Source organism: Paenibacillus sp. Soil522 (assembly GCF_001428245.1).
Lineage (GTDB): Bacteria > Bacillota > Bacilli > Paenibacillales > Paenibacillaceae > Pristimantibacillus.
In genome coordinates this window covers 29,162-42,263 of record NZ_LMRV01000063.1, presented here as the reverse complement: position 1 = coordinate 42,263, position 13,102 = coordinate 29,162, and the positions used below count along the sequence as shown (strand labels likewise).

The window sequence follows — 13,102 nt, the reverse complement described above, 5'->3', positions numbered from 1 at the left end:
CGAGCCCAGCATTCGGACGATGTATCCCTTTTTGCTGCACGGTTTCGTATTGAGAATAATGGATCATCAAGGCTTCTACCGGTATATCGACACATGGGCAGATCAAATGCTGTTGATTCTGTTTGCCATCGTTATAACCTTTATCTTTTCCATGAAATGGGTCGAAAAACTCTACAGGCTTCTTTTCAGCCCGAACTTATCTTTTCTGTATAAAAAGAAAAGCGCGCCATTATCTCGGACACAATGATTTTTTTCATAAGGAAGGGGCTGTGCCAAATGCAAAGAGGGTTAACATAATGGAAGACAAAATGGCAAATACGTACCCGACCTCCGATCGACGAGGAACCGCCGTGTTGCATTACGTTACAGACGATGATATTAACCGAAATTCGCTATTTAAAATGGAATTTAACAAGTAAAATCGATGCCTAAACGCTGTCATCCCGAGCAGCAGTTGAGGTCTATAGGAAATGTTTGTAAAGCAATATGAATGTATGGAATCGTATAGTTAGAAATCCGAAAGCATCGGTAAAAGGTTCCGTGGGAAAGCATCCTCGGGACTTTTTTATGTCAACATTAATTCCTAAGTGCAATGCTTCTTCCGGATCAATGAACCAATCACGTTGATGTTCTTGAAAGGTGGTAAGCTACTATATCGAATTTTGTTTTTGATATTAAATAGGGCTTGCTTAACAAAACTAAATAGCTATACGTAAACATGAAAAAATAATTCTCAGCACTACCACTATGAAGGCGAAAAAAAACTCTGAGGTTGTGCTCCAACATAAAAATCCAAATTCTGCTGAGGCCAAACTTTTTTATTACCAGTTGGTGGATATGACCATTCACCCCACCGGAAAAAAACCATATTACTTAAACTATTGGGTATCCGATCGGAAGGCCTTAATCCGCTGTTCATTCACTTGTTAGTTCTTGTCATCTATGATGACTAGGGGCAACCCCTTTTGCTTGCAGGTCACTCCGATCGCAAATCTCCGCTATTTTTTCAATAACCCATAAGGGTCTGAGCGGAACCAAGCAAAGTGAAGGCAAAACAGGGTGTTGATCGAAAGGGTTTGGCTAAACATTGATGGTAATACCCATTGATGAAATTGTTTGTTTTGTAGCACTCGTAGCCAAGTCATCAATGCCCGCCTTCGATTCGCTTTATATCTACCACGACTTCGAGCTGTTGTTTATCTGTTCCTTGATAAATACCCTTAACTGGGACGATATCGCGGTAATCACGGCCTTTTCCCAGCGTCACATATCGCCAATTGATTTTTCCATTACTGGTAGGGTCAAAGCCCAACCAGCCGATTAACGGAACATAAGCCTCTACCCATGCATGAGAAGCATGCTGGAAAATGGGGTCATCGGCGTTTAGATCACCTAGAAATTGATAACCGCTAACGTATCGTGCGGGAATATGAAGCATCCGGCAGAGAGCGATCATTAGATGAACGTAATCCTGGCAAACTCCCCGTTTAAGCCTCAACGTTTCTTCGACTGTGGTACTCACTTGGGTCGCCTTGGGGTCGTAGGTGAAATTAACGTAGATGGCATGGGAGATAGCTTCAAGCAGCTGATAGATACTACCTGCCTGATCCTCATCGATCGTTATATTCTTAAAATGCTTTAATTCCGCCGTAATGCGTGTATAATCGGTTTCGATCAAATACTCGGCATACTCGTTTTGAAATTTTTCCTCATTAAGAATTTCACGTTCCACCGCATAGGGTATACGATTGGTTTCGGGGTTTTCCTCCTCATCCGTTTCCATAATGGAACACGATTTAATGCTAAGCTGAGAGTGAGGGAACGGAATGGAAAAGTAATGCGCGGTGTTGCCGAAGTAATCCTCGTACTGATATACAGAAACCTCGGGCTCGATGGTGATCGAATGAGAGTGGCATGTCTGGCGGTCATCCGTTCTCGGTGTGAGACGAATCTCATTGACACTCTTTGCCACCGCTTCTTGATAGGTGTAGTGGGTTAAATGGGATACCTGCAGCTTCATGCTCCGACAATCTCCTCTTGAAAAAAAGTTTTTGAAATTGAATAACCGAGTTGGTTACAGGACCGTAACAAATCATGAAGTAAATCAGACTCACCATGTTCGGAATGCCTATCGACAAGACCGGCAAGAATCGCTTTGACCGACAGTCGTGTGTAATCATAATCTTCCTGCTTAATTACCTTTAGATAACTTTCCAGAGAAGTTAATGCAAAATGGATGGAACGCGGAAAGCTGGGATTGAGTAGAAGAAATTCTAAGACTTTTGCAAATGTAACGTCATTTGCATGAAATTTGCGGAAAGCTTCATAGCCGCCGACCGACTTTAAGAGCACGATCATACGATGATAATGGTTTTGGTCTTGATTATAATCGCTGTCATTCAATAAGTTAACAGAGATATTGTGAAGAATACGCGCCGTGTTTACAGTCCGCTCCAAGTATTTGCCGGCTTGAATAAAATGCCATTCCTGTTCCCGAATCATCATAGAATCGGCTGCGCCGTTAAAGAGTAAGACCCATTCTCTTACACGCTGATAGAACATATAGGGGGATTGCAGCATTACTTTATGGACATCCTGGTCTTTGAGCCAGAGATAAAAGGAGTTCACGATTTCCCACAGTTCGCTCGGAAGAAGCTGACGAAGTGTCAGGATATTACTTCTTGTTTGCTGAGTGAGGGAATAGATGGAATTACTGTTTGAGCTCTCAAAGGTCAAGAAGTGGAGCACGGTCCGTTCATTGGCCCTGGCGTGATTGGCCTTAAAGCCGGAGACGTCTCCGACAGCTGCCACCAGCTTCTCCCATACATAGTCCTGATCGTATTGATTTCCTCTTATTTCATGGCGCATATGATAATTGACATCGATCAGCCTCGCGTGATTTTCGGCCCTTTCCATATAACGGCCTGCCCAGAATAACAATTGCGCAAAACGATTCATCATAGTTGGTTCACCTCATTATTAGTAGTTGATCGTTTGAATATTAGATAACCCACGTATCCTTCGTGCCGCCGCCCTGCGAGGAATTCACGACCAGTGAGCCTTGCTTCAGCGCTACCCTTGTCAGTCCGCCGGGAATGACATGGGTTTCTTCTCCCATGAACACAAAAGCGCGCAAATCAATATGCCGGGGTGACGCTTGGCTGTCGGTTAAAGAGGGACTGCACGACAGCTTTATTGTCGGCTGCGCGATATACCGCTCCGGGTTTTCCTTAATCTTGGCTGCGAATGTTTTCAGCTCCTGATCGGAAGCGGAAGGACCAATAAGCATGCCGTAGCCTCCGGAAAGCGACCTTTCTTTCACGACCATCTGGGACAGATGGGTAAGCACATACTCCTTCTCATGCGGCCTCGATAAAATATAGGTAGGTACATTCTTCAGGATCGGTTCTTCATTTAAGTAGTAACGGATCATATCCGGAACGAAAGCATACACCGCTTTGTCATCTGCAACCCCGGTGCCAGGAGCATTGGCAAGCGCGACGTTCCCCGCACGATAGGCATGCATCAGTCCCGGTACGCCGAGTAAAGAATTAGGATTGAAGACGAGCGGGTCCAGGAAGTCATCGTCAATCCGACTGTAGATGACATCGACCTGCCGAAGCCCCTGCATGCTTTTCAAATATACCTTTTGGTCGATGACCGTCATATCTCTGCCTTCCACCAGTTCGATCCCCATTTCTTGAGCAAGGAACGTATGGTCATAGTAGGCAGAGTTATGGATACCGGGAGTCAGCAGCACTACAAGCGGATCCGGTTTGGCATTTGGGGCCAAGCTGCGCAGTCCGCTTAGTAAAGCGTTTAAGCCCTGGTCGATATCGCGCACCTGATAGTCGAAGAACAGCTCAGGAAAGAGGTTCGTCATCAAGGAACGGTTTTTGTAAACATAGGATAAGCCCGAAGGCGTCCGCAAATTATCTTCCAACACATAAAACTCGCCCGTTTCGCTGCGTATGATATCGATCCCCGACATAGGGATATAGGCGCGGTTCGGGATATCCAGGCCGATCATTTCCGGACGGAAATAAGGATTGGTGATGATCATTTTCCTTGGAATGATATCATCCTTCAAGATATTCTGCTCATGATAGACATCCCAGATGAAGGCGTTCAAAGCATGAACCCGTTGTTTCAACCCCCGTTCAAGCAGCGCCCATTCATCGGAAGTAATGATCCGTGGAATCATATCGAAAGGAATCGTACGCTCCAGGCTTGTATCACCCAGGTTGTCGCTATTCAACGTAAACGTAATGCCCTGTGTAACCATATGGGATTGCATCAAACGGTTCCTTTTGTTGAGCTCTTCAATTCCCATATTCGAGAAACGGTGGAAAACTTCGCCGTAGGGGAACCTCACATTGCCGTGCGAATCAAACATTTCATCATAAAATGCGGAGCTGCCGTAAGGGGTAAACAAATGCTTGCGTTTTGGCATCAGCATGGCCATGACTCTTTCCCTCCAATTTCTTCTCAATTTCTCGCCCAATTCAGTATCACTTTATATCACGCACTGAGAACATGCTTAAGTATAGGGAAGGAAATGCCATGTGTATGTCGAAATCACACCTGTCAATTATGACGTTTTTGTGACTAGACAAAAAAGAGAACCGAAAGATATGTTAAGTAAATGTAAACTTACGTAACAAATAAAGTAATCTATAGCGACAATGAGGAAAATGGAGCGTGTCGTAGAAAAAGGTAGGAGAATTGGTTTTCCATATGGATTTTCCCCGATTTAGCGCTTTGTCAAAGAAAATGGCCTGAGATATGATAGGAACAGGTTAAATAACAGCACGGCAACGGCGACTTTTCCGAAGACAAGGATGTCTCTATCCCATTGGATAGGGACATTTTTTTTCATCATAAGGAAGAATTCGAGGGAGCCACACCACAAAAGAGGATAATGGCGGTGTACAAATGAGATTTACGATCGGGAAAAAAATATTTACAGGTTTTTTAACTGCAGCCGTTTTGCTCGGCGGGGCAATCGGAATCTCTCATTACTTCATGGACAAAATAAACGACTCGTATTCGGATTTAATCAACCGGCGGGTCACGATTCTAAACGCAACTAAGGATATACAGGTTCTGTCCCTTCAGCAAACCAACGGTTTGCGGGGTTATTTGTTGACGAAAAGCCCGGCATTTATAAAGGATTTTGAATGGGCGAACGAACAATTAAATGAACGGATTACACAGACGGAAAGCCTTTTGACCCAGCCGGAAAGTAAAGAGTCGGTGAGAAAGCTCGAGATACTTAACCGGCAGTTCAAGGAGAGATATGAGCATTTGCTTACTGTTTACGAGGAAAACCGGGACCAAGAGGAAGCATTAAATTATTTCAAAACGAATGTTTTACCTGTGGGTACCCAGCTGGGGCCGCTGGCTAAATCCATTATGGATACCCAGCAGCAGATTCTGAATGAAGGAACGAAAGAAAATACGGAAATGGTCAATCAAGTCAATAAAGCCACCAATCTATTAAGTATTGCGGCCTTTATTTTGACCCTGTCAATTGGACTGCTCCTATCACGGTACATCACGAGCAATTTGTCTAGAATCACGAGAATTATGGCAGGTGTGACTTCAGATTCCGGCTCAAGAACTAAATTGCCTCGGATCGAGGTCCGTTCTCAAGATGAAATCGGGGAGATCGCGTTTTCCTTTAATGAAATGGCGGCCGCGATCGAAGCCTACTCTATTCATGAGCAGGAAAAGAGCTGGCTCGACACCAACATCGCCGAAATGGCCACGATGTATCAGGGGATTCATGATTTGGAATTGTTGGCGCAGCTTTTCATTACCAAGATTACACCGATGACCGGGGCAAGCTGCGGTGTGTTCTATATCAAACAGGGAACCGGGGAACGGCAGCGTCTTCACAAGCTTGCCGGCTATGCATACAATCGTCAGGATGCCGGCCTTGAGGGCTTTCTTTTTGGAGAAGGGCTTGTGGGGCAATGCGCCTTAGAGAACAGGACGATCGTGCTAACCGATATTCCGGAGCATTATCTCCAAATCGTTTCCGGTACCGGCTCGGCAGCACCGTCAAACCTGATGATCATGCCGATTGAATTTGAAGGGAAGGTCATAGCCGTCATTGAGCTTGCTTCCTTTACGAAGATCAGCCAGACCCAGCAAATTTTATTACAGCATGTACTGAAGCATGTGGGGATCACGATTAACAGCATCGCGGGGCGCATGCAGGTGGAGAAGCTCCTGCAAGAATCGCAGGCTCTGACGGAAGAGCTGCAGAATCAGTCCGAGGAGCTGCGCCTTCAGCAGGAGGAGCTTAGAAGGATCAACGGACAGCTGGAGGAGCAATACAAAAACTCCGAGCAAAAAACCAAGGAGCTGCAACAAACGAAATTGGAGCTGGAGGAAAAGGCCGGTCAGCTTGCGCTCAGCTCCCAATATAAATCGGAGTTTTTGGCTAACATGTCCCATGAGCTACGAACACCGCTTAACAGCTTACTGATTCTCTCTGGCCTGCTTGCGGGTAATTCCGAAGGCAACTTAAAGGAGAATCAAGTGAAATTCGCCGAAACGATCCATTCATCGGGAAATGACCTGCTACATTTAATCAATGACATCTTGGATTTATCAAAGGTCGAGTCCGGAAAAATCGAGATCGTTCCCGATGAAGTCAGCTTAACGTATATTTGTGATTTTGCAGAGCTTGAATTTATCCAGGTTGCGGATCAGCGGGGCCTGAAATTCACGGCAGAAATAGAGGACGGCCTGCCGGCCACCATTTGTACGGATGCCCATCGATTAATGCAAATACTGAGGAATTTACTGGTCAATGCCTTTAAATTTACCGAACATGGCGAAGTGGCGCTTCGTATCCATCACGCAGACAAAGAGGCATTAGCGGGCCATAGTGAACAAATCCATTTGGAATCGGCTGTCGCTTTTTCGATTACCGACACAGGTATCGGCATTCCAGGGGAGAAGCAGCGCCTGATCTTCCAAGCGTTTCAGCAAGAAGATGGAACGACAAGCCGAAAATACGGCGGTACGGGACTGGGGCTTTCGATATGCCGTGAGCTGGCTCATTTGTTAGGCGGCGTCATTGATGTCAACAGTGTTAAAGGAAAAGGAAGTACATTCACGCTGCTGCTGCCGGGCAAGGGAGCGGGCGTGCAGCCGGAGGTTCATATTTATCATGAAGAGGCCGCCGTCGCTCACGCGGATTTCTCCGAAACGGAACGGCAGATACCGACGTTGCCGCATGAGGAGGCGCTATTCGCCGGCAAGAAAGTGTTAATCGTTGATGACGATATGCGTAATATCTTTGCGATTACTACCGCTTTGGAAAGCAAGAGAATGAAGGTGGTGTTTGCTGAGAATGGCAAGGATGGCATACGGGTTCTGCAAGAAAATCCGGATATCGACCTCATCCTTATGGATATTATGCTGCCGGAAATGGACGGCTATGAAGCGATGCGTACCCTCCGGCAAATGCCGAAGTATCAGTTCCTGCCCATCATCGCGCTTACGGCGAAGGCTATGAAAGAAGATAAAGAGAAATGCTTGGAGGCTGGGGCCTCGGACTACATAAGCAAACCTGTGAGCTTGGAGCAGCTTTTCTCGCTAATACAGGTTTGGCTGTACAGACAGGCGGAATAGTGGAATGACTATGATGAATGAAGCTTTTGATAGAATGCTGATGAGTGAAACGGAAGAAGTCGACGAGCTGGAGAAGATTGAAATCGAGCTATTTCTAGAGGCCCTTTACCGGCATTACGGATGTGATTTCCGCAACTACGTGTCCCCATCCATTCGCCGCCGCATTTGGCACCGTATCTATGCCGAAAATTTAGCGACCGTATCCGGCCTGCAGGAGAAGGTTCTGCATGATCGCCGGGTATTGAAAAAGCTGCTTGCGGATTTCTCCATCAATGTGACAGAGATGTTCCGTGACCCGAGCTTTTTTATGAATTTCCGTAAAAAAATCGTGCCGCTGCTCAAAAACTATCCTTCTATCCGGATTTGGCACGCGGGCTGCTCGACAGGTGAAGAGGCCTACTCGATGGCTATCCTTTTGTATGAGGAAGGCCTTCATCACAAGACCAGAATTTATGCCACGGACATGAATGAGGATGTGGTGGAAGTAGCCAAAGTTGGCGCTTTCCCTCTCGAGAAAATGCAATCTTACACAAAAAATTATGTGAATGCCGGTGGGAAAAAAGCCTTTTGCGAATATTACACGGTAAAAAATGAACGCGCTGTTTTTCATCCTTTCTTGAAGGAAAATATCGTTTTTGCCCCGCATAATCTGGCAGTCGACGGGTCGTTTAATGAATTTCATGTGATCATTTGCCGCAACGTCATGATTTATTTTAATAACATACTGCTCAACCGTGTTCATGATTTGTTCTACGAAAGCTTGGTCATGTCCGGATTTTTGGGGCTAGGGAATAAAGAAAGTATAGCCTTTACGAGTCAAACCGCGTTTTATGAGGAGATGGATATAAATGAAAAGCTGTATCGAAAAATCAAGTAGCGGCATTCAAAAAGTAAATATTCTACTCGTCGATGACCGTCCGGAAAATTTAATCGCCCTTGAAGCGTTGCTGGATTCTCCCCACTATCGCTTGTTTAGCGCAAACTCCGGTGAGGAAGCCTTAAGGCATGTCCTGTCCGAGAATTTTGCGGTCATACTGCTTGATGTGCAAATGCCGGGTCTAAACGGTTTTCAGACGGCAAGCCTGATCAAATCGAGAGAAAAATCAAAGCAAATCCCCATTATTTTTATTACCGCGATCAGCCAGGCAGTGGAACATGTCAAGCATGGATACACCGTCGGCGCAATCGACTATATTTTCAAGCCGTTCCATCCGGAAACCTTAAAAATGAAAATCGAAGCGTTCGTGAAAATGCACCAATATCAGGAGCAAATTAAACTCCAGAACGAATTGCTGAAGGCGATCGGTGAAACGTCCAGTGATACGATTGTGACGACAGACGAGGAAGGTGCGATGCTGACGGTCAGTCCAGCTGTGGCAACTATGTTCGGCTATCTCCCCGAGGATTTGATAGGGTATCACATCGACAGGCTTGTGCCGGCATTGTTTTCCTGTTTTTCAGACGGGAAAGAGTTTATGGAGACCACCGGCTTGCGAAAGGACGAAGGCCGGTTCCCGTGTGATATCCAAATCGGTGAAGCCAGCATTGATGATCGGCGTATCGTCGTCTTTTCCATCCGCGATGTAACCGAGCGCAAGTTAATGGAGGAGGAACGCTTCCGTAAAATTTTCGATGCGATGCCAAGTTTAATAGCCCTTAGATCGCTGAAGGACCGTAGATACATAAATGTGAATAAAAGCCTGTTGAACGCGATCGGCTATCGTCAAGACGAGGTCATCAACCAAACTGCGGACGTCCTCTCCTATATTTTCGATTCAAACGAGCAGGGGATATCCGAAGAAATGTCCGAACTGCAAAAGCCGTCTCAAAATGTGAGGATTAGCTATATGACGAAATCCGGTGATATGCGGGAAGGTTTACTGTCAACCGAAATTATGCACATCCACGGTGAGCCTTGCTTGCTCAGCGTCATAACCGACATTACGGACCAACTGCTTTTTGAGAAGGAGATGGTCCGGCTGGATCGCTTGAATTTGACGGGAGAAATGGCCGCCGGCATTGTACATGAAATCCGTAATCCGATGACGACAGTAAGGGGTTTTTTGCAATTGTCCAAAAGCCGTCCGTCCTTGGAACATACGGATATTATGATTGAGGAGCTGGACAGGGCGCATAACATCGTGACGGAGTTCCTCGCCGTTGCCAACACGAACCCGACCAATCGTAAAGTGAAACAGCTGAATGCCGTAATCGAGGTGCTGTTTCCGTTAATTCATTCGAAAGCGTTATGTGCTAATCACGATATCCGACTTGAACTGGGCCAATGCCCTTCCTTGCAATTGGATGAGAAAGAAATTCGCCAGCTGCTGCTGAATCTGGCACTGAATGGATTGGACGCGATGCCATCCGGTGGAACGTTAACGATTAGAACCTATAAGGAAGATAATGAGGTTATCTTGGAGGTACAGGACCAAGGCTGCGGAATCAAGGAGGAGCTGATCCAAAAGCTGGGTACTCCGTTCTTCAGTACAAAAGCCAATGGAACCGGGCTCGGCTTATCCGTCTGCTATGGTGTGGCTGAGCGACATGATGCGGTCATTAAGGTGAAGACAAGCGAGCAGGGAACGATCTTTCTTGTGCACTTCAGACTGCATCCCTTAATGAAATAAAGAGGAGAACTAGTAAACTTTCAGCATAATGCTTTAACTAGACGGTAGTCTTAGATACGGATATTTACTGAGCTAACCAATAACGATTGTTCAATAATCAAGTGAGGCTGCTGCGGTAGCCTTTTGTTGTGTTAAGGGGCTGTTTGACGCTTACAATCAAAAAAACCAGGCATTTATCTGCCTGGTTTCATTTTTTTTCGATGCCCCTTCGTAGGGGAGTGCTGATCGACGGATTTTCTTGTTTGTTCATTCTTTTTACCAGCCATTATATCTCGGCGGATCACATCATTTACCGAGGAATCTTTGATTAAGGAGACTTTATATTCTATCCCGCCAAGCGGAGTAATTACCACGTTTTTGCCTACACTGCTGAATGGCACGCTGTTAGGTTTAATGGTTTTTGTTCTAGCCTGAGCCCTGGCCCGCTGTTCGGCAGCGGCGGCAACTGGGTCGTACGTTCTAATTTTCGGACCCCGGACTGTTTTTTTTTTCTCGTCAGGCATTTTTTCGTATTTACGGCGGGTTTTGTGTATGTGATCAATCCATTTTCTAGGTTCGATCCCGTCATTATAGGCTTTATAAAATCTTTCCGCCTGAATTTTTGCACTATCATGATCGTCCTGCAACTCACGCATAACGGGTAAATAGGTGTCCATGATTTTTTGGGCTATTTTGTCGCCGCACAGCTTTTTTAGATGATCCAGAATGATTTCCTCAAAGCGGTCTAATGTATTATTCATGTTCCACCCACTCCTTTCGTTTTTCATCATACGTGAGATAGCTGACCACAGATAGGAGCTCGTTCAACCCTTCATCGCAAAAAGCGATTTGGTTTCCAAGTTTCAGGGCGTCTAGTCGTTGTCCTCTTTTATCTCGGATCATGCATTCAGAAAAATATCCGTATATATCCATTATTTTCATCCGAACGTTGATCATATTCATCCTTCACTATATCCATTTTATTATCTGCCATCTGACCTATGACAATAGCTGGATGGTTTCCTCGGCCACACATAAATGATATTATCGCTTTTATGAATTATAGCATTAAATGCCCGTACATTCCCGTGTTTTTGCCAATTAAGGGGTCAGTGTACCATTCCGGAAAAATCACATTTAGGCTATAAAATAACCGGTTCCCTCTACGTTCAGTGTAGCCGGTTATAATTATATGATGATCTTTTCTCGCAAGGGACGCAGAATATTCAATTTTTTTTAAGGTTCCAGATGTAGTGTCCCGTAAGGACAACATGCTCCCACCAAAGTGGCGTTTTAATTGCCGCGTTTATGAAGACCATTTTACGATGGTTCGCGATGTTCTTCGTGCGGAAGCGAGCGTTCGGATTTCGAAGTATATAGCGTCCTTGTTCCGGAAATAAATCCAAGATATACCGTCTCTATACGTTATAGCTGCACGCTATAATGGAACTAGAGGTGTTTTTATGTTTATTGAACCGATGTTGCTCGAAAAACGAGAAGCCCCATTCGACGATGGCCGGTACGTTTTTGAACCAAAAATCGACGGGCACCGTCTGATTCTTTCTTTCATTGACGGTCAAGTTCGTCTATATACGCGCCACAAAACGGAAGTAACGCAGCAGTACCCGGAGTTACATCACGTACCCGTTGAGCCAGGCTGTCATGTTATCCTTGATGGTGAGGTGGCAAGCATGGACGATAGCGGATGGATCGACTTTGAAGCGATTATGGAACGTTTTAAGCTGAAGAAAACGGCAAAGATACGCGAGGCTACGGTAACGAAACCGGTCCATTATTACGTGTTCGACGTCTTGCATTATAACGGGATCGATATGCGCAATCGGCCGCTCACGGAACGGAAAGCGCTGCTCTTGCAGATCTTAACCGCGAACGCGTTCTATTCACCTGTATTATCCGTTGAAGGGACCGGGATTGCGTTATTCGATACGATTAAAGAGCGCCATTTAGAGGGAATCGTTGCAAAGCGGAAGGATAGCGTATATGTGAGTCGACGTAGCGATAGGTGGCTGAAGATTATCAATTACCAATACGCCGATGTTCATATCGCGGGATATCGGAAGGATACATTCGGATGGCTCGCGTATGTGAATGGAAGGCCAGCAGGAACTATCGAATTAGCAGTGTCCAGTGACCATAAGAAGGCGTTTTATGGCGTAGTGAAAACGATTGTAACTGGGGAGGACCGGAATTACGTGTACGTGCAGCCACGAATTAAAGCGCGCGTTCGATTTCGGAACTACTATAAGAGCGGATTATTGCGATCGCCGGAATTTGTTGAGTTTATCGTTTGATTTCCATCGAATAAACGAATGTACAGCAATTCCGTAAATAAACGCTCACCTTGAATGATGATAATGTCTTCCGTTATCTCTTCGTGATTTACATTATTCTTTATTTCGTCGATTACGCCACTTTCCCAAGCGACCCTGGAAAGGTCATTTAACCTGCACATACAGCTGTACATATGTACATATGTACAGCTGTATGTATTGTCGCTTGGGATTTTTTACGGGACTCGCAAGGAAGAAAAAGACCTCTGGGGTATTGCTTAAATATGATGGTTTTCTTTGTTCCTTTGTCTCTCCGTAATCAACACAATTTATGGAGCAGAGGGGAACCATGATCACTCGGCTATCGCTTCATTTCATCATCGTTCCAAAAACAGTTTAGGATAACAAAAAAGTTCAAAATTTCTCCAAAAATTGAGGTATAAAAATCAAATTAATCCACAAAATAACTTCACATCCAACTAGGGAGTGAACATACATGAGCAGAAAAAGTTTAGTCGTTCCACAGGCACAAGCAGCACTTGACCAAATGAA

Annotated in this window: 8 protein-coding genes and 1 pseudogene; 5 read left to right on the top strand and 4 right to left on the bottom strand. The window is 45.3% G+C overall.

From position 1 onward, the window contains the following. Positions 1 to 247 (top strand): annotated as a pseudogene (locus ASG81_RS32985) (hypothetical protein); the annotation flags it as partial. Positions 248 to 1,144: 897 nt separating this feature from the next. On the opposite strand, the gene ASG81_RS20590 reads toward ASG81_RS32985, so the two are convergent. Genes ASG81_RS20590 through ASG81_RS20580 form a run of 3 tightly spaced genes read right to left on the bottom strand, consistent with a single transcriptional unit; the run spans position 1,145 to position 4,465 of the window. After that, on the bottom strand, positions 1,145 to 2,020 hold the full coding sequence (locus ASG81_RS20590) for a transglutaminase family protein (RefSeq protein WP_056638578.1): 876 nt from the start codon (positions 2,018 to 2,020) through the stop codon (positions 1,145 to 1,147). Further along, on the bottom strand, positions 2,017 to 2,961 hold the full coding sequence (locus ASG81_RS20585; RefSeq protein WP_056638575.1) for an alpha-E domain-containing protein: 945 nt from the start codon (positions 2,959 to 2,961) through the stop codon (positions 2,017 to 2,019). The genes ASG81_RS20590 and ASG81_RS20585 overlap by 4 nt, the downstream gene beginning before the upstream one ends. A 40-nt stretch (positions 2,962 to 3,001) precedes the next feature. Then, a complete protein-coding gene (locus tag ASG81_RS20580; protein ID WP_155971731.1) occupies positions 3,002 to 4,465 on the bottom strand; it encodes a circularly permuted type 2 ATP-grasp protein in 1,464 nt (487 codons plus the stop codon). A 470-nt stretch (positions 4,466 to 4,935) separates the two neighbouring features. Here ASG81_RS20580 and ASG81_RS20575 point away from each other — a divergent pair, with 470 nt between their 5' ends. The 3 genes from ASG81_RS20575 to ASG81_RS20565 are packed head-to-tail and all read left to right on the top strand — an operon-like array spanning position 4,936 to position 10,280. Continuing rightward, positions 4,936 to 7,650: a response regulator gene (locus ASG81_RS20575; RefSeq protein ID WP_056638572.1), complete on the top strand. Its 2,715-nt coding sequence runs from the start codon at positions 4,936 to 4,938 to the stop codon at positions 7,648 to 7,650. 4 nt (positions 7,651 to 7,654) lie between these two features. After that, entirely contained in the window at positions 7,655 to 8,527 is an 873-nt protein-coding gene (locus ASG81_RS20570; RefSeq protein ID WP_200961562.1) for a CheR family methyltransferase, read from the top strand. After that, a complete protein-coding gene (locus tag ASG81_RS20565) occupies positions 8,499 to 10,280 on the top strand; it encodes a PAS domain S-box protein (protein WP_056638567.1) in 1,782 nt (593 codons plus the stop codon). The genes ASG81_RS20570 and ASG81_RS20565 overlap by 29 nt, the downstream gene beginning before the upstream one ends. A gap of 173 nt (positions 10,281 to 10,453) precedes the next feature. On the opposite strand, the gene ASG81_RS20560 is transcribed toward ASG81_RS20565, so the two are convergent. Further along, a complete protein-coding gene (locus ASG81_RS20560) occupies positions 10,454 to 11,020 on the bottom strand; it encodes a hypothetical protein (protein WP_056638564.1) in 567 nt (188 codons plus the stop codon). 702 nt (positions 11,021 to 11,722) lie between these two features. Between ASG81_RS20560 and ASG81_RS20550 the strand changes: the two genes are divergently transcribed. Continuing rightward, complete coding sequence (locus tag ASG81_RS20550) at positions 11,723 to 12,571, top strand: ATP-dependent DNA ligase (protein ID WP_056638560.1); 849 nt, start codon at positions 11,723 to 11,725, stop codon at positions 12,569 to 12,571. The last annotated feature ends 531 nt before the right edge of the window (positions 12,572 to 13,102 follow it).

What these genes read in the sequence shown, in the direction of transcription:
- ASG81_RS20590 (WP_056638578.1), bottom strand. Translation starts at nt 2,020, where the DNA reads ATGAAGCTGCAGGTATCCCATTTAACCCACTACACCTATCAAGAAGCG.
- ASG81_RS20560 (WP_056638564.1), bottom strand. Translation starts at nt 11,020, where the DNA reads ATGAATAATACATTAGACCGCTTTGAGGAAATCATTCTGGATCATCTA.
- ASG81_RS20575 (WP_056638572.1), top strand. Translation starts at nt 4,936, where the DNA reads ATGAGATTTACGATCGGGAAAAAAATATTTACAGGTTTTTTAACTGCA.
- ASG81_RS20585 (WP_056638575.1), bottom strand. Translation starts at nt 2,961, where the DNA reads ATGATGAATCGTTTTGCGCAATTGTTATTCTGGGCAGGCCGTTATATG.
- ASG81_RS20565 (WP_056638567.1), top strand. Translation starts at nt 8,499, where the DNA reads ATGAAAAGCTGTATCGAAAAATCAAGTAGCGGCATTCAAAAAGTAAAT.
- ASG81_RS20550 (WP_056638560.1), top strand. Translation starts at nt 11,723, where the DNA reads ATGTTTATTGAACCGATGTTGCTCGAAAAACGAGAAGCCCCATTCGAC.
- ASG81_RS20570 (WP_200961562.1), top strand. Translation starts at nt 7,655, where the DNA reads ATGACTATGATGAATGAAGCTTTTGATAGAATGCTGATGAGTGAAACG.
- ASG81_RS20580 (WP_155971731.1), bottom strand. Translation starts at nt 4,465, where the DNA reads ATGGCCATGCTGATGCCAAAACGCAAGCATTTGTTTACCCCTTACGGC.